Below are 25,015 nucleotides of genomic sequence, written 5' to 3'. Positions count from 1 at the left end.
TTATCCGATGAGCGTGAAATCGGGGTTGCCCGAAGGGTTATTACATACGTAATGCGCCCCAGCCGACCATGAACCAGTCGGGCGCCGACAGCACCGGACGGCGCCGGAACACGTCGTAGCCGGCGTGTTCGATGCGGTCGAGGATGCGCAGCCCGCCCTGGACCACCATCCGCAGCTCCCAGCCGATCCGGCCCGGCAGGCGCTTGGCCAGCGGGGCGCCGGACAGCATCAGCGCGCGGGTGCGCTCGACCTCGAAGCGCATCAGCGCCTGGAACGGCGCGTCGACCGTGCCCGCGCGCAGCGCCGCCTCGCTCACCTTGAAGCGCGCCAGGTCCTCCAGCGGAAGATAAATGCGGCCCTTCTCGAGGTCGATCGCCACGTCCTGCAAGAAGTTCGTCAGCTGCAGCGCGCTGCAGATGGCGTCGGCGTCGCGCACGTTATGGGCGTCGTCGGCGCCGTACAGCGCCAGCATCAGGCGCCCGACCGGATCGGCCGAGCGGCGGCAGTAATCGAGCAGGCTGGCATAGTCGGCATAGCGCTGGGTGACGACGTCCTGCTTGAAGGCCGACAGCAGGTCGCGCATCGGGTCCAGCGGCAGGCGATACTGGGCGACGACGCCGGCCAGACGGGCGAACATCGGATGCGACGACGTCGCGCCGACATCGATCAGGTCCAATTCACGTTCGTAGGCTTCAAGGGCGGCCAGCCGCTCATCCGGCGTGGCATGGCCTTCGTCGGCCAGGTCGTCGGCGCTGCGCGCGAAGGCATAGATCGCCTCGACCGCCGGCACCAGGCGGCGCGGCAGCAGGATCGAGGCGACAGGAAAGTTTTCGTAGTGGTCTACGGCCATTTTGGACGGATGACTCTAAAGTCATCTGATTTATCTATTTGCATGATTATAATTGCTGGAATACAAACTGGCGTTCATGTACCCCTCATGCGCAGCCAGCTCCGGCCCGAGACGCCGCAAGATCAGCCAAAGGATTGCCACTGTGTTTTCCCGATTTTCTTCTTCCGCCCTGCGCGCGGCCGTGCTGGCGCCGCTTGCCGCCGCCGCGCTCCTCGCCTGTTCCAAGCCCGCCCCGCCGCCCGAAGACGTGCGTCCGGTGCGCGTGACCACCCTGGCCGTCGATAGCGCGGGTGAGCGCCTGGAGTTCTCCGGCGACGTGCGCCCACGCTACGAGTCGCAGCTCGGTTTCCGGGTCGGCGGCAAGATCGTCGAGCGCAAGGTGGACGTCGGCGCCACGGTCAGGCGTGGCGACGTGCTGATGCGGCTCGACCCGCAAGACCTGCGCCTGGCCGAAACCCAGGCCAGGGCCACCCTGCGCGCGGCCGAGACCGAGCGCGATCTGGCGCGCGCCGACTACAAGCGCCACGTCGACCTGCGCGCCCAGAATTTCGTCAGCCAGGCCGTGCTCGACACCAAGCAAAGCGCCCTGAAGGCGGCCCAGGCCAATGTCGACGCCGCCCGCGCCGGCCTGCGCGGCCAGGCCAACCAGTCCAACTATACGAGCCTGACGGCCGACGCCGACGGCGTGGTGACCGCCATCGAGGCCGAAGTGGGCCAGGTGGTGCAACCGGGCAGCCCGGTGGTGCGCGTGGCGCGCACGGTCGAGAAGGAAGTGGTGATCGGCATCCCCGAAGACAAGGTCGGTCAGCTGCGCGCTGCCAGCGACGTCACCGTGCGCCTGTGGGCCAACGAGGCCGTGGCGATCCCCGGCAAGATCCGCGAGGTGTCGCCGGTGGCCGATCCGGCCACCCGTACCTATACGGTGAAAGTGGCGCTTCCCGAGAGCGCCGAAGTACGGCTGGGCATGACCGCGACGGTCGAACTGGCGACAAGCGGCAATGGCGCGGCTGGCCTGCGCCTGCCCTTGACCGCGCTGGTGCAGCAGAAGGGCGCCAGCGCCGTCTGGATCGTCGAGAACGGCGCCGTCAAGCTGGTGCCGGTGCAGGTGGTCGGACAGGTGCGCAATGACGTGCTGGTGACGGGCCAGCTCGGTGGGCAAATCAGCGCCGGCCAGAAAGTCGTCACCGCCGGCGTCAACCTGCTGAAGAATGGCCAGAAGGTGCGCATCCTGACCGCTGACGTCTCGCGCCGCGCCGACACCGAAGCGCTCGTATCCGGCGAGGGCCGCAAATGAAGGGCTTCAACCTGTCGCGCTGGGCGCTGGAGCACATTCCGCTCACGCGTTTCCTGATCGCCGCCTGCATGCTGTTCGGGATCCTCAGTTACTTCGAGCTGGGCCAGGACGAGGATCCGCCCTTCACCTTCCGCGCGATGGTGGTGCGCGCCGTGTGGCCGGGCGCCACCGCGCTGCAGATGGCCGAGCAGGTGACCGACCCGCTGGAACGCAAGCTCCAGGAGACGCCCTATATCCACACCATCCGCAGCTTTTCCAAGCCGGGCGAAACCACCATCATCCTCGAGCTGCGCGAATCGACGCCGCCGTCCGAAACCTCGCCGGCCTGGTACCAGGTGCGCAAGAAGATCGGCGATATCGCGGGCACCCTGCCGCAGGGCGTGATCGGACCGTTCTTCAACGATGAATTCGGCGACACCTACGGCTCCATCTTCGCGCTGTCGGGCGACGGCTTCACCTACGCCGAGATGCGCGACTATGCCGACTTCGTGCGCCAGCAGCTGCTGCGCGTGCCGTTGGTGGCCAAGGTCGAGCAGTTCGGGGTGCAGGACGAGAAAGTGTATATCGAATTCTCGAGCAAGAAGTTCGCCCAGCTGGGCGTGCCGTTCGAGCAGATCGTCAACCAGATCGCGACCCAGAACGAGATCGAAGCCAGTGGCGTGCTGGTGACGCCGAGCGACAACCTGCAGGTGCGGGTGACGGGCGCGCTGCGCACGCTGGGCCAGATCGAGGACCTGCAGCTGCGCGCCGGCGGCACCACCTTCCGCCTGGGCGACTTCGCCACCGTCAAGCGCGGCTACCAGGATCCGCCGGCGGAGAAGATGCGCTTCAACGGCAAGGAAGTGATCGGCCTGGGCGTGTCGATGCAAAAGGGCGGCAACATCATCAGCATGGGCGAAGGCTTGAGCGAGACGGTCGCGCGCATCCGCTCCCAGCTCCCGGTCGGCATCGAGCTCGAACGGGTGGCCGACCAGCCGCAGGCGGTGACGGCCTCGGTCGGCGAGTTCGTCAAGGTGCTGATCGAGGCGGTGGTGATCGTGCTGATCGTGTCCTTCCTGGCCCTGGGCCTGCATACCAAGCCGAAGTGGCGCGTGGACGTGTATCCGGGCCTGGTGGTGGCGCTGTCGATCCCGCTGGTGCTGGCGATCACCTTCCTGTTCATGCGCATGCTGGACATTTCGCTGCACAAGATTTCGCTGGGCGCCCTGATCATCGCCCTGGGCCTCCTGGTGGACGACGCCATCATCGCGGTGGAGATGATGGTGCGCAAGATGGAAGAGGGTCTGTCCCGCTTCGAGGCGGCCACCTTCGCCTACACCTCGACCGCGATGCCGATGCTGACCGGCACCCTGATCACGGCGGCGGGCTTCCTGCCGATCGGCCTGGCCGAATCGGCCGCCGGAGAGTACACGTTCACGATGTTCTCGGTGAACGGGCTGGCGCTGCTGATCTCGTGGGTCGTGGCTGTCACGTTTACTCCTTATATCGGCTTCCTGCTGCTGAAGGTCAAGCCGCATGCCGCCGGCGAGGGCGGTCATCACGACGTGTTCGATACGCCCGGCTACCAGCGCTTCCGGCGCCTGGTGAACCGCTGCGTCGAGTGGAGGAAAACCACGATCGCGCTGAGCCTGGGCGTGTTCGCGCTGGGCGTGTTCGGCTTCAATTTCATCGAGAAGCAGTTCTTCCCGGATTCGAGCCGCCCCGAGCTGATGGTGGAAATGTGGTCGCCCGAAGGCACCAGCTTCGCCGCCAACGAAGCCGTCGTGAAGCGCTTCGAGTCCTTCCTGGCGAAGCAGGAGGGGGTGCAGAGCGTGACGAGCTACGTCGGCACCGGCAGCCCGCGCTTCTACCTGCCGCTGGACCAGATCTTCCCGCAGTCGAACGTCTCGCAGCTGGTGGTGCTCCCGGTCGATACAGAGGCGCGCGAGCGCCTGCGCATGAAGATCATCGAGGTATTCAAGACCGACTTCCCTGAGGTGCGCGGACGCGTGAAACTGCTGCCGAACGGGCCGCCGGTGCCGTATCCGGTGCAGTTCCAGGTGCTGGGCCCGGACATCGGCGTGGTGCGCACCATCGCCGACGGGGTCAAGGAAGTGATGGCCGCCAATCCGAACACGCTGGGCGTGAACGACAACTGGAACGAATCGGTCAAGGTGCTGCGCCTGGACCTCGACCAGGACAAGCTGCGCGCGCTGGGCGTGACCTCGCAACAGGTGCGGCGCGTGGTGCAGACCACCCTGAGCGGCACCCCGATCGGCCAGTTCCGCGAATCGAACCGCCTGATCGACATGGTGGTGCGCCAGCCGCTGGAAGAGCGTTCGACCATCACCCGCTTGCAGGAAGCCCTGGTGCCGACCGCCGGCGGACGCGCCGTCACCATCAGCCAGGTCGCGCGGGTGCAGTTCGTGTGGGAGCCGGGCGTGGTCTGGCGCGAGGGCCGCGAGTGGGCGATCATGGTGCAGTCCGACGTGGTGGAGGGCATCCAGGGGCCGACCGTGACCGACCAGGTCGATGCCAGACTCGCCGATATCCGGTCCAAGTTGCCGGCCGGCTACCGCGTGACGGTGGAGGGCGCCGCGGCCGACAGCTCCGAGGCGGAGGCCTCGATCATGGCCAATGTGCCGCTGGTGCTGTTCATCACCTTTACCTTGCTGATGCTGCAGCTGCACAGCTTCTCGCGTTCGCTGCTGGTGTTCCTCACCGGTCCGCTGGGCGTGGCGGGTGCGGCGATGGCGCTCCTGATCCTGGACCGGCCGTTCGGCTTCGTCGCCAATCTTGGCGTGATCGCGTTGTTCGGGATGATCATCCGCAACTCGGTGATCCTGGTCGACCAGATCGAGCATGACATCGCCAATGGCAGCCATCCATGGGATGCGATCGTGGAATCGGCGGTGCGGCGTTGCCGGCCGATCCTGTTGACGGCCGCCGCCGCGGCGCTGGCCATGATCCCGCTGTCGAGGTCGACGTTCTGGGGACCGATGGCGGTGGCGATCATGGGCGGCCTGATCGTGGCCACTGCGTTGACCTTGCTGTTCTTGCCGGCCTTGTATGCGACGTGGTTCCGTGTCAAGAAGCCGGAATCGTGATTGGCGTGGGCGGGGCAGGGTGGACGGGGCAGGGTGGGCGGTTCGCCGTCCACGCGTCCGATATACGGATGAGCTGCAAGATTCATTGCGCGATACCCCGCACTCCTAAAAATGATGCCCAATAGTGTCAGAAATTCCAGTAAAATAATCGTTTGAAGTTGTAGCCCCTAAACATTGGAGTGCAGGGCGGCCGGTTTCACTGTCGGTCGTCCTTTGTTTTTGTGGCAATTATGCAATCCTGAGCGAGGATGGCGAAATTGGTAGACGCACCAGGTTTAGGTCCTGACGCCAGCAATGGTGTGGGGGTTCGAGTCCCCCTCCTCGCACCACGAATAATTATTTTTTTGGACGATTTTTACAATGGCAACTGCAGTCGAAACCCTGGGTAAACTCGAGCGTCGCTTGACGATCTCTTTTCCGGTCGCTGACGTCCGTACCGAAGTCGAAAAGCGCCTGAAACAGCAGGCCAAGACGGCCCGCGCGCCGGGCTTCCGTCCAGGTAAAGTGCCCCTGAAGATGGTTGCTGCCCAGTACGGCTACCAGATCGAAACCGACGTGCTGAACGACAAGGTCGGCCGCGCTTTCAACGACGCCGCCGTCGAGAACGAACTGCGCGTTGCCGGTTTCCCGAAAATCGAACCGAAGCAAGATGCGCCTGAAGGCACCCTGTCCTTCGACGCCACCTTCGAAGTGTACCCGGAAGTCGTGATCGGCGACCTGGCTGCCGTCGAAGTCGAAACCGTTTCGACCGACGTCAGCGACGTCGAGATCGACAAGACCATCGACATCCTGCGCAAGCAGCGCGTGCACTACCACACCAAAGGTGAGGCAGGCGAGCACGGCACCGGCGGCGAAGCCGTGGCTGCCAACGGCGACCGCGTGACCGTCGACTTCGTCGGCACCCTGGACGGCGTCGAATTCGCTGGCGGCAAGGCTGAAGACTACGCCTTCGTGCTGGGCGAAGGCCGCATGCTGCCGGAATTCGAAGCCGCGACCGTGGGCCTGAAAGTCGGCGAAAGCAAGACTTTCCCGCTGGCCTTCCCGGAGGACTACCATGGCAAGGACGTGGCCGGTAAAACCGCCGAGTTCACCATCACCCTGAAGGCCCTGGAGTGGGCGCACCTGCCGGAAGTCGACGCCGAATTCGCCCAATCGCTGGGCATCGAAGACGGCTCGATCGACAAAATGCGCGAAGACATCAAGGTCAACCTGGAACGCGAAGTGCGCGCCCGTGTCAAAGCACGTAACAAGGAAGCCGTGATGGACGCCCTGGTCAAGTCGACCGAACTGGACGTGCCGCAAGTCATGATCGAGCAAGATTCGGAACGCCTGGCCGAAATGACCCGCCAGGACATGGCGCAGCGCGGCATGGACGTGTCCAAGCTGCCATTCCCGGCCGAGATGTTCAAGGACAAGGCAGAGCGCCGCGTGCGCCTGGGCCTGATCCTGTCGCAACTGGTCGCCGATAACAACCTGCAAGCTACCCAAGAGCAGGTGAAGGCCCAGATCGAAGACTTCTCGCAAAGCTACGAAGATCCGAAAGAAGTCCTGAAGTACTACTTCAGCGACCGTCGTCGCCTGGGTGAAGTCGAAGCTCTTGTATTGGAAGAAAACGTCGTCAACTATGTACTCGGCAAGGCGAAAGTGTCGACCACGACCATCGCTTTCGATGAACTGATGGGCAGCGTCCCACAGGCCTAAAGAATCGAACTTGCCGGCCTCCAGGGCCGGCATTTTTTTCAATGGCCTCTTTATAAGGAACGAGACAGGTATGATTCGTAATCCGGCATTGGATACACAAGCACTCGGCATGGTGCCGATGGTGATCGAACAGAGTGGCCGCGGCGAGCGCGCCTATGACATCTATTCGCGCCTCTTGAAGGAGCGCGTGATCTTCCTGGTCGGTCCTGTCAACGACCAGATGGCGAACCTGATCGTCGCCCAGATGCTGTTCCTGGAAAGTGAAAATCCTGACAAGGATATTTCGCTCTACATTAATTCCCCGGGCGGTTCCGTCTCGGCGGGCCTGGCGATCTTCGACACGATGAACTTCATCAAGCCCGACGTCTCGACCCTGTGCACGGGTCTGGCCGCCTCGATGGGCGCCTTCCTGCTGGCCGCCGGCGCCAAGGGCAAGCGCTTCTCGCTGCCGAACTCGCGCGTCATGATCCACCAGCCATCGGGCGGATCGCAGGGCATGGCGTCGGATATCGAAATCCAGGCCAAGGAAATCCTGTACCTGCGCGAGCGCCTGGCGCGCATCATGGCCGACAACACCGGCCAGAGCATCGAGCAGATCCACAAGGATACCGACCGCGACCGCTTCATGTCCGCGGAAGAATCCGTCGAATATGGCATGATCGACAAGGTCCTGACCAGCCGCGGCCAAGCCTGAACCTCTTAGAGGTGTTGGAAAAAAACGCCCGGACGCGATCACGTTCGGGCGTTTGTTTTTTATTTCGGGTAGCATGTTCGTACGTGCACAAGTTGCGCTGCCTCGTCAGCGTGTAACATTCGCACTTGTTGCGTACGTGTATAAGCGTTATATTCACAGCAATTCAATAGAGTCCTGCCCCCATGTCAGACAAAAAATCCTCCAGCGGCGAAAAACTTCTGTACTGCTCCTTCTGCGGAAAGAGCCAGCACGAAGTCAAGAAGCTGATCGCGGGACCGTCGGTGTTCATCTGCGATGAATGCATCGACCTGTGCAACGACATCATCCGCGATGAAACGTCGAACGTCGAAACGGTGGCGGGCGCCAAGTCCGACCTGCCGACGCCACACGAAATCACCGAACTGCTCGACCAGTACGTGATCGGCCAGCAAACGGCCAAGCGTATCCTGTCGGTGGCGGTGTACAACCATTACAAGCGCCTCAAGCACCTGGGCAAGAAAGACGAAGTCGAACTGGCCAAGAGCAATATTCTGCTCGTGGGCCCGACCGGCTCCGGCAAGACCCTGCTGGCCCAGACCCTGGCGCGCATGCTCAACGTGCCGTTCGTGATCGCCGATGCGACCACGCTCACCGAAGCCGGTTATGTCGGCGAGGACGTCGAGAACATCATCCAGAAGCTGCTGCAGAGCTGCAACTATGAAGTCGAAAAGGCGCAGCGCGGCATCGTCTACATCGACGAGATCGACAAGATTTCGCGCAAGTCCGACAATCCATCGATCACCCGCGACGTCTCGGGCGAAGGCGTGCAGCAGGCGCTGCTCAAGCTGATCGAGGGCACGATGGCGTCGGTGCCGCCGCAGGGTGGCCGCAAGCATCCGAACCAGGATTTCGTGCAGATCGACACGACCAACATCATGTTCATCTGCGGCGGCGCCTTCGACGGCCTGGCCAAGGTGATCCAGAACCGTTCGGTCAAGAGCGGCATCGGTTTCGGCGCCACGGTCAAGAGCCAGAACGACGACTACAACGCCGAGATCCTGCTCGAAGCCGAGCCGGAAGACCTGATCAAGTTCGGTCTCATCCCCGAGCTGGTCGGCCGCCTGCCGGTGGTGGCCGCGCTGTCGGAACTGACCGAAGAAGCGCTGATCCAGATCCTGGTCGAGCCGAAGAACGCCCTGATCAAGCAGTATTCGAAGCTGCTCGAGATGGAAGGCGCCGAGCTGGAAATCCGTCCCGCCGCCCTGCACGCGATCGCCAAGAAGGCGCTGGCGCGCAAGACCGGCGCGCGCGGCCTGCGTTCGATTCTCGAGCACGCGCTGCTGGACGTGATGTATGAATTGCCAAGCCAGCAAAACGTCGTGAAAGTCGTCATCGATGAAAATACGATCACGAATGGCGCGAAACCTTTGCTGATTTATAGCGAAACCGCGAAGGCTTCGGGAGAGAACTGAAAAAAGCCCGCACGCACGCTACAAAAAGGCTTGCCGTGCGGACTTAACTAGGTACAATCAATCTCAATAAAAGACTTCGGCTTCAATCGAAAAGCCACTCGCGGCGCGCCGCGCGGTGGCTTTTTCGTTTTTAACGGCACTTTTATTGGAACGGCTATATTCTTCGGCAAGTTGAAACTTTTTTACTTGTAGAAAATATTTTCACTGGGTGGCCCTTGTGTTTTCACTGCCCAGCGCCCAAGTTCAGCAACACGCTTTCTATAAGGTATGCCATGACAACTTCGAAATTAACCGAGCAAACGACGCTGCCGCTTCTGCCGTTGCGCGATGTGGTTGTGTTCCCGCATATGGTGATACCTCTGTTCGTCGGCCGTCCAAAATCCATCAAGGCGCTCGAAGCCGCAATGGAGCAGGGCAAGAGCATCATGCTGGCTGCCCAGAAGGCCGCCGCCAAGGACGAACCCTCAGCCGCAGACATCTACGAGATCGGCTGCGTGGCTAATATTCTGCAAATGCTGAAACTCCCGGACGGCACCGTGAAGGTGCTGGTGGAAGGTTCCCAGCGCGCGCGCATCGATAATATTACCGATGGCGCCACCCATTTCGTGGCCGACCTCACGCCGCTCAATTCGGAAATCGGCGACGATTCCGAAGTCGAAGCGATGCGCCGTGCGATCGTCCAGCAGTTCGACCAGTACGTCAAACTGAATAAAAAGATTCCGCCCGAGATCCTGGCTTCGCTGGCCGGCATCGACGACGCCGGCCGCCTGGCCGATACCGTCGCCGCCCACCTGCCGCTCAAGCTCGAGCAAAAGCAGGTGATCCTCGAGATCTTCAACGTCGCCAAGCGCCTGGAGCATCTGCTCGGCCAGCTGGAGGGCGAACTGGACATCCTGCAGGTCGAGAAGCGCATCCGTGGCCGCGTCAAGCGCCAGATGGAAAAATCGCAGCGCGAGTACTACCTGAACGAACAGGTCAAGGCGATCCAGAAGGAACTGGGCGAAGGCGAAGAGGGCGCCGACATCGAGGAACTCGAGAAGAAGGTCATCGCCGCCAAGATGCCGAAGGAAGCCCTGGAAAAAGCCCAGGCCGAGATCCGCAAGCTCAAGCTGATGTCGCCGATGTCGGCCGAAGCCACCGTGGTGCGCAACTACATCGATACCCTGGTGTCGCTGCCATGGAAGAAGAAGTCGAAGGTCACCGCCGACCTCGAGAACGCCCAGAACGTGCTCGAGCAGGACCACTACGGCCTCGACAAGATCAAGGAACGCATCCTGGAATACCTCGCGGTGCAGCAGCGCGTCGACAAGCTCAAGGCGCCGATCCTGTGCTTCGTCGGTCCTCCTGGTGTTGGTAAGACGTCCTTGGGTCAGTCGATCGCCCGCGCCACGAACCGCAAGTTCGTGCGCATGGCGCTGGGCGGCGTGCGCGACGAAGCCGAGATCCGCGGCCACCGCCGCACCTATATCGGCTCGATGCCGGGCAAGGTGCTGCAGTCGCTGGCCAAGGTCGGCGTGCGCAATCCGCTGTTCCTGCTCGACGAGATCGACAAGATGGGCGCGGACTTCCGTGGCGACCCGTCGTCGGCCCTGCTCGAGGTGCTGGACCCGGAACAGAACCACACCTTCTCGGACCACTACCTGGAAGTCGACTTCGACCTGTCGGACGTGATGTTCGTGGCGACCTCGAACTCGTTCAACATCCCGCCGGCGCTGCTGGACCGGATGGAAGTCATTCGCCTGTCGGGTTACACCGAAGACGAGAAGACCTCGATCGCCCAGCGCTACCTGCTGCCGAAGCAGATGAAGAACAACGGCCTGAAGGAAGACGAGATCAAGGTCGAAGAGTCGGCGATCCGCGACATCATCCGCTATTACACCCGCGAAGCCGGCGTGCGTTCGCTCGAGCGCGAAGTGTCGAAGATCTGCCGCAAGGTGGTCAAGATGCTGCTGCTGAAGAAGGGTTCGACAGCGGCCGAGAAGCGCGTGATCGTGAGCGCCAAGAACCTGGATAAATTCCTGGGCGTGCGCCGCTACGACTTCGGCGTGGCCGAGAAGGACAACCAGATCGGCCAGGTGGTCGGCCTGGCCTGGACCGAAGTCGGCGGCGACCTGTTGACCATCGAAGCGGTCAACGTCCCGGGTAAAGGCGGCATCATCCGCACCGGCACGCTGGGCGACGTGATGAAGGAATCGATCGAGGCCGCCCGCACCGTGGTGCGTTCGCGCGCACAGCGCTTCGGCATCAAGAACGAAGTGTTCGAGAAGACCGACATCCACATCCACGTGCCGGAAGGCGCGACGCCGAAGGACGGTCCGTCCGCCGGCATCGGCATGACGACCGCGCTGGTCTCGGCCTTCACCGGCATCCCGGTGCGCGCCGACGTGGCGATGACGGGCGAGATCACGCTGCGCGGCGAGGTGCTGCCGATCGGCGGCCTGAAAGAGAAGCTGCTGGCGGCGCATCGCGGCGGCATCAAGACGGTCCTGATCCCCGAGCAGAACGTGAAGGACTTGGCCGAGATCCCGGACAACGTCAAGAACAAGCTCGAGATCGTGCCGGTGCGCTGGATCGAAAAGGTCCTCGAGGTGGCGCTGGAACGCCAGCCGGAAGCGCTGTCCGATGTGCCTGCGGTCGCCGTGGCGCCGGCCCCGAGCGAAGGGCAGGGCGAAGTGGTCAAGCACTAAGCACGTCGCGTAGTTCATGAATCAGGCGCCCATGCGGCGCCTGTTTTTTTGCCCGCACCGCCTGTATTGACGGGCGCCGTTGCCGATCGACCGAAGCCGTCCTCGACTGTCAACGCTAAATAGAAATGTCCCCTGTTGCGCAAAGTAGAAATGTCCCTCTTGCCAATTTGATCACGGGTTGGTGACAGGGGCCAGATGCGATTTCGTATGGGCGAACTCAGCACGTACAGGGACGGTGCCCGGTTGCGTTTCCATGCGTTTTTTCCAGGGGTGTCCGATAGGCTGTGGCGGTTGGCGTCGGGCGAGTGCCTGCTCGACCTTGCCATTGATGTCCTTGCCGTCGATCGCCTCATGCTGCTTGATTGGCTTGCTGCTGCATGTGTGCTGCAAAACCCGGCCTTGCCAGACGACCTCGGTCGCACTTTCCGGATGGGTGACGATAGTAACGCTGGCGCCACGCAATGCTCGCCCCTGGTCGGCAATTTGGATCTGATACAGCAAGCCATTGAACTGACAGCTCAGGTTGCTCGACAGGCGGCGAGGTGTATGCACCGAGAGGATTCGGCGTAGAGCAGCTTCGGTTCCGCCATACGGCACATGAGCGTCTTCAGGCAGCACGGCCGTGACGGCAAAGCGCCGGTTGAAGGCGCGAATGAACTGCGGTAGCCAGGCATTGGCAGCCTGCTGGCTACTGATGCCCTGTAACCGCATCTCCTTTACCAAGCGGTCCTGCAAGGTCTGATTGGCTCGCTCGACTCGTCCCTTGGCCTGCGGGCTGTTAGCCTGGATGCCCTCGATACCGAGTTGTTCCAATGCGCGTGCAAACTGCGTTTGCCCTTCACCGACGCCACTCTTGTCGCCCGTGCTGATCCGGAAGATGCTATGACGATCGCTGTACAGGGCCGCTGGCAGGCCATGATTTCTGATGTGCTCCTCCAGCAAACTCATGTATCCAAGCGTCGTCTCGGCATCGACGAAACGCAATGCCATCAGCTCGCTCGTGGCATCGTCGATAAACACCAACAGGCTGCAGCGGGGCGCGCGGCCCTCGAACCAGTCGTGCGGCGATCCATCGATCTGGATCAGCTCTCCGCGCCGGGCCCTGCGCTCGCGCATTGCGTGTGTCCGCGCTGTTGCGCCACGACGCGGTTTCCACAGTTGCGCCGCAATCATCGCCTTGCGCACCGTTTCCACTGATAGGCGGATCTCATGCAGTTCGTCGAGCTTCTCGCATGCCAACGTCGGACCGAAATCCGCATAGTGCGCCCTGATCAGGTCCAATGCCTTGGACAGCTTCTCTTGTGGCGTGCGTCGATTCGACGGTTTGCCCCGGCTCTTGCTCAGTAGCCCTGCATTGCCCTCGTCGAGCATACGCCGCTTCAGACGTTTCACCTGGCGCGTGCTGATGCCCAGCCTCCTGGCAGCACTTTCCTGATCCAGCTTACCCTCAACTACCTGTGCCATCACCTGGCTACGCAACACGTCTTTGGCTGTCATCTTGAGCACTGTCCCGTCCCCCTTCAGGGCATCCTAGGGGACATTTCTACTTAGCGGAGAGGGGACATTACTACTTTGCGCTAACACCTCGACCCGCCTCGCTTGACATCCCTATGTTGCCCTTGTTTAATATGCGCTTGCACTTTTGCAGCAATGGCGCGGTGTGCGTCACGAACGAAAACGAGGAAACGAGTGAACAAGACAGAACTGATCGAAGAAATCGCGAAGTCCGCGGACATTACGAAGGCCTCGGCGACGCGTGCACTCGACGCCATGATCGAAGCGGTCACCGAAAGCCTGAAGAAGAACGACAGCGTCACGCTGGTGGGCTTCGGCACCTTCACCGTGGGCGAGCGCGCGGCGCGTACCGGCCGCGATCCACGCACCAAGGAACCCATCAAGATCAAGGCTGCGAAGGTTCCGAAATTTAAGGCTGGTAAAGCGCTGAAAGATGCTGTAAACTAATGCCTTCTTCGCGATGACAAGCGTAGAAAGCAACAGGATAACGTCGTATCCATCCTGATGCTTGTTGTAGTGTTTATTTGCTGGAGCGGTAGTTCAGTTGGTTAGAATACCGGCCTGTCACGCCGGGGGTCGCGGGTTCGAGCCCCGTCCGCTCCGCCACCAAATAAACGCGATGACGAAAGTCTGGAGCGGTAGTTCAGTTGGTTAGAATACCGGCCTGTCACGCCGGGGGTCGCGGGTTCGAGCCCCGTCCGCTCCGCCAGAATTCGAGTAGTATGGAGTGCCCTGAAGGGTAGCTCCGCAAGAAGGGGCGAACGCAAGTTCGCCTTTTTTTTTAACTGTGCTGTTAATGCATTCTCAACCTTGAATGGCTGACCATGTTTGAATTTATTCGGACCCACAAGCGCTGGATGTACGGGATCCTGCTGCTCTTGATCATTCCCTCGTTCGTGTTCGTGGGGATGGAAAGTTACCAGAGCAACGATGGCGGCGCCGGTGTCGCCACCGTCGATGGCCAGAAGATCACGCAGCAGGAATGGGAAGACGCGCAGCGCCGCCAGATCGACCAGGCGCGCCAGATGATGGGCGCGCAGTTCGACCAGAAGCTGTTCGAGACCTCGGAAGCCAAGCAGGCGATCCTGAACAACCTGGTGGCCGAGCGCGCCATCAACGCCGAGATCAACCGCGCGCACATGAGCGTGAGCGATGCGACCCTGCAGAAGACCATCATGGACATCCAGCAGTTCCGCCTGCCGGACGGCGGCTTCGACATGGAAGGCTACAAGGCCGCGCTGGCGGCGCAGGGCATGACGCCCGAGATGTTCGACCAGCGCCTGCGCCGCGACCTGACCGTGCAGCAGCTGTCGGGTTCGATCCAGGCTACCGCCTTCGCGCCGCGCACCGTGGCCAACCGCCTGTCGGACATCAACGACCAGGAACGCGAAGTGCAAGAGGTCCTGTTCCCGCTGTCGACCTATCTGCCGCAGGTGAAAGTGACCGACGAGATGGTCAAGGCCTACTACGACAAGAACGCGCAGCTGTTCCAGATCCCTGAGCAGGTGAAGGCCGAGTACGTCGTGTTCGATGCGTCGACCGTCGAGAACCAGGTGCAGGTGACCGACGCCGAAGTCACCGACTACTACAACAAGAACCTCAAGAACTACACCACGCCCGAGCAGCGCAGCGCGAGCCACATCCTGATCACCGTGTCGCGCGACGCCAGCGCCGCCGACCAGGCTGCCGCGAAGAAGAAGGCGGAATCGGTGCTGGCCGAAGTCCGCGCCAATCCGGACAACTTCGCCGCCATTGCCAAGGCCAATTCGCAAGACCCGGGCTCGGCCCAGTCGGGCGGCGACCTGGGCGTGGTCGAGAAGGGCCTGTTCGTGAAGTCGGTCGAGGATTCGATCTACGCGCTGAAAGAGGGCGAGACGAGCGGCCTGGTGCAGTCGGAATTCGGCTGGCACATCATCAAGGTCACCGGCGTCAAGCCGTCGTCGCAGCGCTCGCTGGACGACGCCAAGGGCGACATCGCCGCCGACCTCAAGAAGCAGAAGATGGCGGCCAAGTACACCGAACTGGCCGGCGTGTTCAGCGAGACCGCGTATGACCAGTCCGAGAGCCTGAAGCCGGTCGCCGACAAGCTCAAGCTGCAGATCCAGACCGCCGACAACCTGACCCGCACGCCGAATCCGGCGCTGGGTGACTCGCCGATCAACAATGCCAAGTTCCTGGCCGCCCTGTTCAGCGCCGACGCGATCAAGAACAAGCGCAATACCGAAGCGGTCGAAGTGGCGCCGAGCGTGCTGGTGTCGGGCCGCGTGGTGGAGTTCCGTCCGGCCACCAAGCGTCCATTGGCTGAAGTCGAAGCGCAGATCCGCCAGCGCGTGACCCTGGAAGAAGCGGGCCGCCTGGCGCGCGCCGCCGGCGAAGCGAAGCTGAACGCCGCCAAGACATCGGGCGACGCCACCGGCTTCGGCGCGCCTGTGAGCGTGTCGCGCACCAAGGAGCCGGCCATCAACCAGACCGCGGCGATCGCCGTGCTGAAGGCCGACGTGACCAAGCTGCCGGCCTATGTCGGCGTCGAGGTGCCGGGCCAGGGGTATGGCGTCTACCGCATCGGCAAGGTGTCGCAACCGGCCCAGCCGGATACGGCGCGCCGCAAGCAGGAATCCGACCAGATCGGCAACCTGGTGGGCCAGCAGCAGATGTACGACTACGTCGAAGCGCTCAAGGCCAAGGCCAAGGTGAAGATCAACGTCAAGCCGACTGAACTCGGCGCGAATACCGACGGTCAGTAAGTAGATCGTCGGACGACAAAAAGCCCGGCTGCGCGAGCAGCCGGGCTTTTTGCGTTGTGGCGGCCTGTCCCGGTCAGGCGCGTCCTGACAGCGAACGATAGCGTACGGAGGAACTCTGCATAAAGTCGAAGGTCAATAACATGATTGGCTGCGCCATGATGACGAGACAAACTCTTTGACGCCGAAAGGAGAAATACGTGGACGACGACGAGGACCCGGTCGACCCGGGCTGGCAGCGCCTGTATGACGCCCTGGTCCTCACCTGCAAGTGGTTCGGCGACGAAAACGCTTTCGGACGCGCCGACTTCTGGGTGGTCGACGACGACTGGGGATGCCACAACCAGAAGCTCTGCGTGTCTTCCCAAGCCTTCCTCACACCGGAAGTCGCCCTGGCGATCCAGCGCTGCGTCAGGGAGGCCGGCGCTCCCAGGGCGCAGGTAATGATCCAGCTCGAGCTCCAGGGCGAGGCAGGCGCGGCGGTCCCTCCCGAGGGATTGATCGTCACGGCCGACGCCATCACCGAGTACTGGAATCTGGAGCGGGTGCGGGCGATCGTCGGCGACGACTTCTACCGCAGTCGCGCCCCAGTTAGCTAGGCGGCGTGCAGCCGGCGCGCCGCCTGCAGAAAGTCGTCCGGCGCGATGTCGTCCAGCGCCAGGACGTCGGCCTGCGGGTAGCGCACGAAGTTGCGGTCGATCGAGCGCAGGTAGGCCGGATCGTAGTGCTGCGCCAGCAGCTGGTCGACCAGTTCCGCCATTTCGCCGCCGTTGGCCATCGCATGCCAGGCATCGATCTGCGCGCGGCCGTGCAGCTGCACCAGGTGATCGAGCTGGGTGTTGAGGGCGGATGGATCGGCGCAGAAGTGCTCGTAATCTTCCATCAGCAGCCGCACGCGGTTCGGGCGCGACAGGTTGACGGCGATGCAGGGCGAGGCGCGCATGCGCTCCATCACCAGGCCCGGCACGCGCAGGTTGCCGACCTTCTTGCTCTCGGACTCGACGAACACGGGCTTGCTCGGATCGAAGCGGCGCAGCTTGTCCCACACCAGGCTTTCGAACATCTTCTGGGTCGGCTGCGGTTCGTTCGGCAGGTGGCCCAGCACCGAGCCGCGGTGGGCGGCAAGCTTTTCAAGGTCGAGCACCTGGGCGCCGATGCCGTCGAGCGTTTCCAGCAAGCGGCTCTTGCCGCTGCCGGTGGTGCCGCAAACGACGCGAAAATTCAGTTCGGGCGGATTCTCCAGCGCCGTGCTCACGTGGGCGCGATAAGCCTTGTAGCCGCCTTCGAGCTGCGCCACCGGCCAGCCGATGCGCGCCAGGATATGCACCATCGCGCCGCTGCGGTTGCCGCCGCGCCAGCAATACACCAGCGGACGCCAGTCGCGCGGTTTGTCGGCGAACAGCGTCTCGATGTGGCGCGCGATATTGTGGGCGACGATCGGCGCGCCGACCTTCTTGGCTTCGAACGCGCCGACCTGCTTGTACAGCGTGCCGACCTGGATGCGCTGCTCGTCGTTCAGGACCGGGCAGTTGATCGCGCCGGGAATGTGGTCGAGGGTGTACTCGGCCTCGCTGCGCGCGTCGATGATCGCATCGAACCCGTCGAGTTGCGGCAGCAGGGCGTCGAACCCCAGGACTTCCGGATACTTCATGCTCATTGAAAAAGCTTATTTCTTGATTAGCGCCGCGAACTGCGGCCAGATGTTATTGAGGATGATCGGGTGCGCCTGGGCCGTCGGATGCAGGCGGTCCTGCTGGAACAGCGCCGGCTTGTCGGCCACGCCTTCGAGCATGAACGGCACCAGCGGCGACCTGGTGGACTTGGCGACGCTCTCGAACATATTGAAGAAGCGTTCGGTGTATGCACGCCCGTAGTTCGGCGGCATGCGCATGCCGACCAGCAGCACGCGCGCCCTGGTCTCTTGCGCCATGGCGATCATGGCGCGCAGATTCGCTTCGGCGGACGGCACCGGCAAGCCGCGCAGGCCGTCGTTGGCGCCCAGTTCGATCACGACGATGTCGGGCCGGTGCTGCTTGATCAGGGCCGGCAGGCGCGCGCGGCCGCCGCTGGTGGTCTCGCCGCTGATGCTGGCGTTGATCACTTTGGCGTCGATTTTCTCGCGTTGCAGTTTCTGTTCCAGCAGGGCCACCCAGCCCGCGCCGCGCGCGATGCCGTACTCGGCCGACAGGCTGTCGCCCACCACGAGCACCGTTTTTGGTGCAGAATAGGCGCTCGCCGTCGCGGCCAAGGTGAGGAAAGCGACGACAGTCAAATTTTTAAGAAAAGCTAGCATGCGTGATCATCCCGAGGCATTCAAAAACGGCGTCAGCGACGCCGGCGTTCATGCAGGCCGTCCGCCCGCGATCCAGGTAAGCGGTTTGTCGAAGAAGGTGGCCGACGCCAGCGGCGAGCTCACCATCCTGCAAAACGTCGATTTTACCGTGCAACCGGCCGAGACGCTCGCGCTCGTCGGCGCATCCGGCTCCGGCAAGTCGACCCTGCTCGGCCTGCTGGCCGGCCTCGACACGCCGTCCTCCGGCACCGTGCTGCTCGATGGCACCGATATCTTCGCCCTCGACGAGGACGGCCGCGCCGCCTTTCGCAAGGCCAAGCTGGGCTTCGTGTTCCAGTCGTTCCAGCTGCTGGCCCACCTGACCGCGCTCGAAAACGTGATGCTGCCGCTCGAACTGCGCGGCGACGCCGGGGCGCGCGAGAAGGCGACCGAGATGCTGGGCCGCGTCGGCCTGTCGAGCCGCCTGAAGCACTATCCCAAGTTCCTCTCCGGCGGCGAGCAGCAGCGCGTCGCGCTGGCGCGCGCCTTCGTCACCGAGCCGCCGCTGCTGTTCGCCGACGAACCGACCGGCAGCCTCGACGCCGCCACCGGCGAATCCGTCATCCAGCTGATGTTCGAGCTCAATCGCGAACGCGGCTCGACCCTGGTGCTGGTGACCCACGATCCGGGCATGGCGGCGCGTTGCGGCCGGACCATCACCATCGCGGCCGGCCGCCTGGTCGAATAACACCGTCAACCGCCGGCGGCGTCCTTCCCCAGCCGGTTCACTACCTTGCGCACGGCCGCCGGCAGCTCGCCGGCGGTCAAGCCGATCGGGCCGACGCCTTCGTCGACCAGCGCGTCGGCGGCCGCGCCATGCACCCAGGTGGCCGCGGCTGCCGCCTCCCATCCCGGCCAACCCTGCGCCAGCAAGGCGCCGCAGATCCCCGCCAGCACGTCGCCGCTGCCCGCCGTCGCCAGGCCCGCGTTGCCCGTGGGGTTGACCAGCACCTCGCCGTCGGGCCGCGCGATCACCGTGCCCGAGCCCTTCAGGATCACCGTCGCATTGGTGCGCAGCGCCATTTCGCGCGCCGCTTCCAGCCGGTCGGATTGCACGACCGCCGCCGTCATCCCGAGCAGGCGCGCGCCTTCGAGCGGATGCGGCGTCAAGACCGCCGGCGCCGTGCGCTGCGCCAGGCGCGATTGCAGGTCGGGACTCGCGCCGATCAGGTTCAGCGCATCGGCGTCGATCACCAGCGGGCTGTCGCTGTCGAGGGCCTTGGCCAGCAGGCGGATCGCATTGGCCGAGTCGCCCATGCCGGGGCCGATCACCAGGGTGCGGCCAAGGAAATCGAAGTCGTCGGCCGCGCGGAACATGATCTCGGGCTGGCTGCTGTCGTAGCCGGGCGGCGCGCCCAGCGCGGCGACGAAGACGCGGCCGGCGCCGGCATACAGCGCGGCGCGCGCGGACAGCACCGGCGCGCCGGCCATGCCATGGGCGCCGCCGACGACGGCGACGTCGCCGAAGCTGCCTTTATGGCTGTTGTGGCGGCGCGCCGTGAAACGGCCGGCGAACAGCGGCAAGCCGTTCAGGCGCGTCGTCGCGCGCGGCAGCGCATCGACGCCGACGCCGAGCATGTCGACCCGTACCTGGCCGGCATGGTCGCGGCCATCGGCGGTGTGCAGCCCGGGCTTGTCGGCGAGGAAGGTGATCGTGTGGGTGGCGCGCACCGCGATGCCGTCCGGGCCGATCACGGCGCCGGTGTCGGCGTCCAGCCCGCTCGGCACGTCGAGCGCCAGGATCGGGCAGCGGATCGTCTCGAGCCCGACCACCAGTTCGCGGTAGTCGCCGTCGACCGGCCGCTCCAGCCCGATGCCGAACAGGCCGTCGATCACCAGGCCCCATTCGGCGCCGGGCGGCAGCATGTCGATCCAGCCGACCGAGCCGGCGCGCGCGCGCTCGTAGGCGGCCGCCGTCTCGGCCGAGGCGTCGCGCCGGCCGGGCAGGTGCAGGACGGTGGCGTCGACGCCGGCCTCGGCCAGATTGGCCGCGGCTTCGAGCCCGTCGCCGCCATTGTTGCCGGGGCCGGCCAGCACCAGTACCGGCCGGTCGCGCCGGTCGCCCAGCAGCTCGAGGGCGAAGTCGGCGGCAGCCTTGCCGGCGCGCTGCATCAGGGTGCCCGGCGCCAGGCCGGCGTAGGCTGCTTGTTCGATGGCGCGCAATTGCGCGACCGTGTAAAGATGTCGTTCCATGCTCGTGTCTGGTCGTGAGGGACAGGTTTGATTGTCGTGCATTTCCGCCAACGTTGTCGCGCCGTCCGATCTACAATAGGCGTTTCACCGTTACAGCAGGAGCAAGGCATGGACTGGCAGTTCTGGATCGACCGAGGCGGCACCTTCACCGACATCGTGGCGCGGCGCCCGGATGGACAACTCGTCACGCACAAGCTGCTGTCCGAGAATCCCGAACAGTACCGCGACGCCGCCGTGGCCGGCATCCGCCACCTGCTGGGCGTGGCGGCGGGCGAACCGCTGCCGGCGGCCAGCGTCGAAGCCGTCAAGATGGGCACCACGGTGGCCACCAATGCGCTGCTCGAGCGCAAGGGCGAGCCGACGGCGCTGGCCATCACGCGGGGCTTCCGCGACGCGCTGCGCATCGCCTACCAGAACCGGCCGCGCCTGTTCGACCGCCACATCGTGCTGCCCGAGCTGCTGTATGCGCAGGTGATCGAGATCGACGAACGCATGGGCGCCCACGGCGACGTCGTGCTGCCGCTGGACGAGGCATCCGCGCGCGCCGGCCTGCAGCAGGCCTTCGACGCCGGCCTGCGCTCGCTGGCGATCGTGTTCATGCACGGCTACCGCCACACGACGCACGAGGCGCAAGTGGCGCGCATCGCGCGCGAGATCGGTTTTACCCAGGTATCAAGCTCGCACGAGGTCAGCCCGATGATGAAGCTGGTCGCGCGCGGCGACACCACCGTGGTCGACGCCTACCTGTCGCCGATCCTGCGCCGCTACGTCGACCAGGTGGCGGGCGAGCTGCCGGGCGTGAACCTGCAGTTCATGCAGTCCAACGGCGGCCTGACCGATGCGCGCGCCTTCCAGGGCAAGGACAGCATTTTGTCCGGCCCGGCCGGCGGCATCGTCGGCATGGTGCGCGCCAGCCGCCTGGCCGGCTTCGAGCGCGTGATCGGCTTCGACATGGGCGGCACATCCACCGACGTGTCGCACTTCTCGGGCGAGTTCGAGCGCGTGTTCGAGACCCAGGTCGCCGGCGTGCGCATGCGCGCGCCGATGATGAGCATCCATACCGTGGCGGCCGGCGGCGGCTCGATCCTGCATTTCGACGGCAGCCGCTATCGCGTGGGACCGGACAGCGCCGGCGCCAACCCGGGCCCGGCCAGCTACCGTCGCGGCGGGCCATTGGCGGTCACCGACTGCAACGTCATGCTCGGCAAGGTGCAGCCGAATTACTTCCCGCGCCTGTTCGGGCCGGGTGGCGACGAAGCCCTCGATGCGGAGGCGGTGCGTGCGCGCTTCGACGAGATGGCCGACCAGATCGGGGCTGCCACCGGCGAACGCCCGGCGCCCGAGGCGGTGGCCGAAGGCTTCATCCAGATCGCGGTCGGCAATATGGCCAATGCGATCAAGCAGATCTCGGTGCAGCGCGGCCACGACGTCACCGACTATGCGCTGACCAGCTTCGGCGGCGCGGGCGGCCAGCACGCCTGCCTGGTGGCGGACGCGCTGGGCATGAAGACGGTCTTCATCCATTCGCTGGCCGGCGTGCTGTCGGCCTATGGCATGGGCCTGGCCGACCAGACCGCGATGCGCGAGCAGGCGGTGGAAGAGAAGCTGTCGGATGCGGCGCTCGATGCGCTGGCGGCGCGCCTGTCGGCGCTGGGCGATTCGGCGCGCGGCCAGTTGCTGCATCAAGGCGTGGAGCCGGGGCGCATCGCCCTGGTCGAGCGCGTGCACCTGCGGTATGAGGGCACCGATTCGGCGCTGGTGGTGCAGTTCGACGACGTGGCGTCGATGCAGGCGCAGTTCGAGCAGGCGTATAAACGCCGTTACTCGTTCCTGATGCCGTCGCGTGCGTTGATCGTCGAGGCGGTGTCGGTGGAGGCGATCGGCCAGTCCGACGCGCCGCCGGAGCAGCCGGCAAACGCGATGACAGCCGATGCCGCGCCGGCGCCGCAGGAAACCGTGCGCATGTACAGCGGCGCGCAGTGGCACGACACCGGCATCTACGCCCGCCGCACGCTGCAGCCGGGACACGTGGTGCGCGGCCCCGCAATCATCGCCGAAGACAATGCGACCACGATCGTGGAGCCGGGCTGGCAGGCGCAGGTCACCAGCTACAACCACCTGGTGCTGCAGCGCGTGGAAGCGCTGCCGGAACGGCGCGCGATCGGCACCACGGCCGATCCGGTGATGCTCGAGATCTTCAACAACCTGTTCATGTCGATCGCCGAGCAGATGGGCTTGCGGCTGCAGAACACGGCCTATTCCGTCAACATCAAGGAGCGCCTGGACTTCAGCTGCGCGATCTTCGACCACGACGGCAACCTGGTTGCGAACGCACCGCACATGCCGGTGCACCTGGGCTCGATGGGCGAGAGCATCAAGACCGTGATGCGCGAGAACGCGGGCCGGATGCGCTCGGGCGATGTCTACGTGCTCAACGATCCCTACAACGGCGGCACGCACTTGCCCGACGTGACGGTGATCTCGCCGGTGTTCGACGAAGCCGGGCAGGATATCCTGTTCTACGTCGGCTCGCGCGGCCATCATGCCGACATCGGCGGCACCACGCCGGGCTCGATGCCGCCCGACTCGGATCACATCGAGCAAGAGGGCGTGTTGATCAACAATTTCAAGCTGGTCGACGGCATCGATGGCGTCCTGCGCGAGACGCAAGCGCGCGCGATGCTGCAAGGTGCGCGCTACCCGGCGCGGAATCCCGACCAGAACATGGCCGACCTGCGCGCCCAGGTGGCGGCGAACCAGAAGGGCGTCGAGGAGCTGCGCAAGATGGTCGCGCACTTCGGCCTGGACGTCGTGCGCGCCTACATGGGGCATGTGCAGGACAATGCGGAAGAAGCCGTGCGGCGCGTGATCTCGGCGCTCAAGGACGGCAGCTTCCACTACGAGCTCGATAATGGCGCGCACATCGACGTCGCGATCCGGGTCGACCAGGCCACGCGCAGCGCGCAGGTCGATTTCACGGGCACGTCAGGCCAGCTGCCGAACAACTTCAATGCGCCGTCGAGCGTGTGCATGGCGGCGGTGCTGTACGTGTTCCGCACGCTGGTGGACGACGAGATTCCGCTGAACGCCGGTTGCCTGAAACCGTTGAAGGTCATCATCCCGCCCGGCTCGATGCTCAACCCGCATTACCCGGCCTCGGTAGTGTCGGGGAACGTCGAGACCTCGACCTGCATCACCAACGCGCTGTATGGCGCGCTGGGCGTGATGGCGGCGGCGCAGGGCACGATGAACAACTTCACCTTCGGCAACGCGCGCTACCAGTACTACGAGACCATCTCGGGCGGCTCGGGCGCGGGCGAGGGCTTCGACGGCACCGACGTCGTGCAGACGAATATGACCAACTCGCGTCTGACCGATCCCGAGATCCTGGAATTCCGCTTCCCGGTGCGGCTGGAGAGTTACGAGATCCGGCACGGATCGGGCGGAGCGGGTCGCTGGCATGGCGGCAATGGCGGCGTGCGCAAGGTGCGCTTCCTGGAGCCGATGACGGCGGCGATCCTGTCCAACAACCGGATTCACGCGCCGTTCGGGATGGCGGGCGGGGAGGCTGCCCAGCGCGGGCGCAACCGCGTCGAACGTGCCAACGGCCAGGTCGAAGAGCTGGGCCATATCGGCAAGACCGATATGGGCGTGGGCGACGTGTTCGTGATCGAGACGCCGGGCGGGGGCGGGTACGGGGAACCTGCCTGATCCGATTTGCCCGGTTTGCTCAGCGCCGCTGGTGACCGCGACCGTGGCCGCCGTGGCGGTGGCCGCCATGTCCGCCATGGTGGCCACGCCACCCGTGGCCACCATGATAGTGGCCCCTGCCGTGGTGATGGCCGTGCCCGTAGTGGCGCGGGCCGCGGTCGTAGTACGAGAAGCCCAGGCCGAGCGTGACTGGCGGATAGGCGTAGGCAGGACTGCTGTAGGGATAGGCGCCGTAATAGGGGTAGGCCGAATAGCTGGAGTAGCCATCAGCGGGCACGTAGGCGCCATCGTAGGTCGCATACGGAGGCCCGTAGGCCACGCAGCCTCCGAGACCGCATGCCAGCAAGAGCGAAAAAGTCAGGCGTTTCGCCGCGCCTTTGATCTGCAAGTTCATGGCAGACCCTCATCGGGGACGATGATTCATTCTAGTCCCTTGCCGGACGGGCGTTGGCGGTGGAGTTGTAAGGAATTGCTACGACGATAGGGGCGGCGGGCCGGGAAGGCGATGATTTGAACTCAGCCGCACCGATAAACGCTTCCGGACATAGAGGAAATGCATGTCGCAGCGATCAATTCCACGATTCGCTTTGCTCGCCGTATGCGGCCTGTTGGGTGCGTGTGGCAGTACGAAGCCTGAAATGCCGTCTGCGCCCAATGCGCTTGCCCGGGCGCCCGGCGCTGCCGCACCGCTCGCCGTGGTCGGCGTTGCCTGGGACAACTTCAATCACCGTGGCAATATGTGGGCGTGCCGGGACTTGGC

Annotated in this window: 17 protein-coding genes and 3 tRNA genes; 14 read left to right on the top strand and 6 right to left on the bottom strand. The window is 64.2% G+C overall.

What is annotated here, in order from left to right; translation table 11 throughout:
* Nucleotides 1-40 precede the first annotated feature (40 nt).
* The gene (gene hpnC, locus HMPREF9710_RS25130) at nt 41-850 is read right to left on the bottom strand and encodes a squalene synthase HpnC (RefSeq protein WP_005671154.1); all 810 of its coding nucleotides are present in this window, start codon (nt 848-850) and stop codon (nt 41-43) included.
* A gap of 142 nt (nt 851-992) precedes the next feature.
* Between hpnC and HMPREF9710_RS25125 the strand changes: the two genes are divergently transcribed.
* The 7 genes from HMPREF9710_RS25125 to lon all read left to right on the top strand — a co-directional run bounded on the left by HMPREF9710_RS25125 (nt 993) and on the right by lon (nt 11,763).
* A complete protein-coding gene (locus tag HMPREF9710_RS25125; RefSeq protein WP_005671153.1) occupies nt 993-2,144 on the top strand; it encodes an efflux RND transporter periplasmic adaptor subunit in 1,152 nt (383 codons plus the stop codon).
* Nucleotides 2,141-5,230, top strand: a complete 3,090-nt coding sequence (locus tag HMPREF9710_RS25120; RefSeq protein ID WP_005671151.1) for an efflux RND transporter permease subunit — start codon at nt 2,141-2,143, stop codon at nt 5,228-5,230. The genes HMPREF9710_RS25125 and HMPREF9710_RS25120 overlap by 4 nt, the downstream gene beginning before the upstream one ends.
* A 242-nt stretch (nt 5,231-5,472) precedes the next feature.
* Nucleotides 5,473-5,559, top strand: a tRNA-Leu gene (locus HMPREF9710_RS25115).
* Nucleotides 5,560-5,590: 31 nt separating this feature from the next.
* Nucleotides 5,591-6,931, top strand: coding sequence for a trigger factor (tig, locus tag HMPREF9710_RS25110; RefSeq protein ID WP_005671148.1), 1,341 nt, complete (start codon nt 5,591-5,593; stop codon nt 6,929-6,931).
* A gap of 70 nt (nt 6,932-7,001) precedes the next feature.
* Nucleotides 7,002-7,625, top strand: coding sequence for an ATP-dependent Clp endopeptidase proteolytic subunit ClpP (gene clpP / locus HMPREF9710_RS25105; protein ID WP_005671146.1), 624 nt, complete (start codon nt 7,002-7,004; stop codon nt 7,623-7,625).
* 182 nt (nt 7,626-7,807) lie between these two features.
* Complete coding sequence (clpX, locus tag HMPREF9710_RS25100; RefSeq protein ID WP_005671144.1) at nt 7,808-9,076, top strand: ATP-dependent Clp protease ATP-binding subunit ClpX; 1,269 nt, start codon at nt 7,808-7,810, stop codon at nt 9,074-9,076.
* A 272-nt stretch (nt 9,077-9,348) separates the two neighbouring features.
* Nucleotides 9,349-11,763: an endopeptidase La gene (gene lon, locus HMPREF9710_RS25095; RefSeq protein WP_005671142.1), complete on the top strand. Its 2,415-nt coding sequence runs from the start codon at nt 9,349-9,351 to the stop codon at nt 11,761-11,763.
* Between the two features lie 171 nt (nt 11,764-11,934).
* Here lon and HMPREF9710_RS25090 read toward each other — a convergent pair whose 3' ends face one another.
* A complete protein-coding gene (locus tag HMPREF9710_RS25090) occupies nt 11,935-13,260 on the bottom strand; it encodes an ISNCY family transposase (protein ID WP_005671140.1) in 1,326 nt (441 codons plus the stop codon).
* 153 nt (nt 13,261-13,413) lie between these two features.
* Here HMPREF9710_RS25090 and HMPREF9710_RS25085 point away from each other — a divergent pair, with 153 nt between their 5' ends.
* From HMPREF9710_RS25085 to HMPREF9710_RS25065, 5 genes are all read left to right on the top strand, one after another.
* Nucleotides 13,414-13,725, top strand: a complete 312-nt coding sequence (locus HMPREF9710_RS25085; RefSeq protein ID WP_162819654.1) for an HU family DNA-binding protein — start codon at nt 13,414-13,416, stop codon at nt 13,723-13,725.
* A gap of 82 nt (nt 13,726-13,807) precedes the next feature.
* Nucleotides 13,808-13,884 (top strand) — tRNA-Asp (locus HMPREF9710_RS25080).
* Between the two features lie 26 nt (nt 13,885-13,910).
* Nucleotides 13,911-13,987, top strand: a tRNA-Asp gene (locus tag HMPREF9710_RS25075).
* 115 nt (nt 13,988-14,102) lie between these two features.
* Nucleotides 14,103-16,022, top strand: a complete 1,920-nt coding sequence (locus HMPREF9710_RS25070) for a SurA N-terminal domain-containing protein (protein ID WP_005671136.1) — start codon at nt 14,103-14,105, stop codon at nt 16,020-16,022.
* Between the two features lie 197 nt (nt 16,023-16,219).
* Nucleotides 16,220-16,618 (top strand): hypothetical protein, encoded by a 399-nt coding sequence (locus HMPREF9710_RS25065; RefSeq protein WP_005671135.1) that lies wholly within the window; start codon nt 16,220-16,222, stop codon nt 16,616-16,618.
* On the opposite strand, the gene mnmH is transcribed toward HMPREF9710_RS25065, so the two are convergent.
* The gene (gene mnmH / locus HMPREF9710_RS25060; protein WP_040778193.1) at nt 16,615-17,670 is read right to left on the bottom strand and encodes a tRNA 2-selenouridine(34) synthase MnmH; all 1,056 of its coding nucleotides are present in this window, start codon (nt 17,668-17,670) and stop codon (nt 16,615-16,617) included. The two genes, HMPREF9710_RS25065 and mnmH, sit on opposite strands and share 4 nt — an antisense overlap.
* Nucleotides 17,671-17,685: 15 nt before the next feature.
* On the bottom strand, nt 17,686-18,312 hold the full coding sequence (locus tag HMPREF9710_RS25055; RefSeq protein ID WP_005671130.1) for an arylesterase: 627 nt from the start codon (nt 18,310-18,312) through the stop codon (nt 17,686-17,688).
* On the opposite strand from HMPREF9710_RS25055, the gene HMPREF9710_RS25050 reads away from it, so the two are divergent.
* On the top strand, nt 18,311-19,039 hold the full coding sequence (locus HMPREF9710_RS25050) for an ABC transporter ATP-binding protein (RefSeq protein ID WP_051205201.1): 729 nt from the start codon (nt 18,311-18,313) through the stop codon (nt 19,037-19,039). The genes HMPREF9710_RS25055 and HMPREF9710_RS25050 overlap by 2 nt on opposite strands.
* Nucleotides 19,040-19,044: 5 nt before the next feature.
* Here the strand turns inward: HMPREF9710_RS25050 and HMPREF9710_RS25045 are convergent, their stop codons facing one another.
* Nucleotides 19,045-20,544, bottom strand: coding sequence for a bifunctional ADP-dependent NAD(P)H-hydrate dehydratase/NAD(P)H-hydrate epimerase (locus HMPREF9710_RS25045; protein ID WP_005671126.1), 1,500 nt, complete (start codon nt 20,542-20,544; stop codon nt 19,045-19,047).
* Nucleotides 20,545-20,652: 108 nt separating this feature from the next.
* Between HMPREF9710_RS25045 and HMPREF9710_RS25040 the strand changes: the two genes are divergently transcribed.
* Nucleotides 20,653-24,255: a hydantoinase B/oxoprolinase family protein gene (locus HMPREF9710_RS25040; protein WP_005671124.1), complete on the top strand. Its 3,603-nt coding sequence runs from the start codon at nt 20,653-20,655 to the stop codon at nt 24,253-24,255.
* 19 nt (nt 24,256-24,274) lie between these two features.
* Here HMPREF9710_RS25040 and HMPREF9710_RS25035 read toward each other — a convergent pair whose 3' ends face one another.
* Nucleotides 24,275-24,649 carry a hypothetical protein gene (locus HMPREF9710_RS25035; protein ID WP_005671120.1) on the bottom strand — a complete coding sequence of 125 codons (375 nt, stop codon included), beginning with the start codon at nt 24,647-24,649 and terminating at the stop codon, nt 24,275-24,277.
* Nucleotides 24,650-25,015: the final 366 nt, after the last annotated feature.

Source organism: Massilia timonae CCUG 45783 (genome assembly GCF_000315425.1).
Lineage (GTDB): Bacteria > Pseudomonadota > Gammaproteobacteria > Burkholderiales > Burkholderiaceae_D > Telluria > Telluria timonae.
Note: the sequence above shows the minus strand (reverse complement) of the source record. Positions and strands in the feature narration are given on the sequence as shown.

What these genes read in the sequence shown, in the direction of transcription:
- hpnC (WP_005671154.1), bottom strand. Translation starts at nt 850, where the DNA reads ATGGCCGTAGACCACTACGAAAACTTTCCTGTCGCCTCGATCCTGCTG.
- HMPREF9710_RS25120 (WP_005671151.1), top strand. Translation starts at nt 2,141, where the DNA reads ATGAAGGGCTTCAACCTGTCGCGCTGGGCGCTGGAGCACATTCCGCTC.
- tig (WP_005671148.1), top strand. Translation starts at nt 5,591, where the DNA reads ATGGCAACTGCAGTCGAAACCCTGGGTAAACTCGAGCGTCGCTTGACG.
- clpP (WP_005671146.1), top strand. Translation starts at nt 7,002, where the DNA reads ATGATTCGTAATCCGGCATTGGATACACAAGCACTCGGCATGGTGCCG.
- clpX (WP_005671144.1), top strand. Translation starts at nt 7,808, where the DNA reads ATGTCAGACAAAAAATCCTCCAGCGGCGAAAAACTTCTGTACTGCTCC.
- lon (WP_005671142.1), top strand. Translation starts at nt 9,349, where the DNA reads ATGACAACTTCGAAATTAACCGAGCAAACGACGCTGCCGCTTCTGCCG.
- HMPREF9710_RS25090 (WP_005671140.1), bottom strand. Translation starts at nt 13,260, where the DNA reads ATGACAGCCAAAGACGTGTTGCGTAGCCAGGTGATGGCACAGGTAGTT.
- HMPREF9710_RS25085 (WP_162819654.1), top strand. Translation starts at nt 13,414, where the DNA reads ATGGCGCGGTGTGCGTCACGAACGAAAACGAGGAAACGAGTGAACAAG.
- HMPREF9710_RS25070 (WP_005671136.1), top strand. Translation starts at nt 14,103, where the DNA reads ATGTTTGAATTTATTCGGACCCACAAGCGCTGGATGTACGGGATCCTG.
- mnmH (WP_040778193.1), bottom strand. Translation starts at nt 17,670, where the DNA reads ATGAAGTATCCGGAAGTCCTGGGGTTCGACGCCCTGCTGCCGCAACTC.
- HMPREF9710_RS25050 (WP_051205201.1), top strand. Translation starts at nt 18,311, where the DNA reads ATGCGTGATCATCCCGAGGCATTCAAAAACGGCGTCAGCGACGCCGGC.
- HMPREF9710_RS25055 (WP_005671130.1), bottom strand. Translation starts at nt 18,312, where the DNA reads ATGCTAGCTTTTCTTAAAAATTTGACTGTCGTCGCTTTCCTCACCTTG.
- HMPREF9710_RS25045 (WP_005671126.1), bottom strand. Translation starts at nt 20,544, where the DNA reads ATGGAACGACATCTTTACACGGTCGCGCAATTGCGCGCCATCGAACAA.
- HMPREF9710_RS25040 (WP_005671124.1), top strand. Translation starts at nt 20,653, where the DNA reads ATGGACTGGCAGTTCTGGATCGACCGAGGCGGCACCTTCACCGACATC.
- HMPREF9710_RS25035 (WP_005671120.1), bottom strand. Translation starts at nt 24,649, where the DNA reads ATGAACTTGCAGATCAAAGGCGCGGCGAAACGCCTGACTTTTTCGCTC.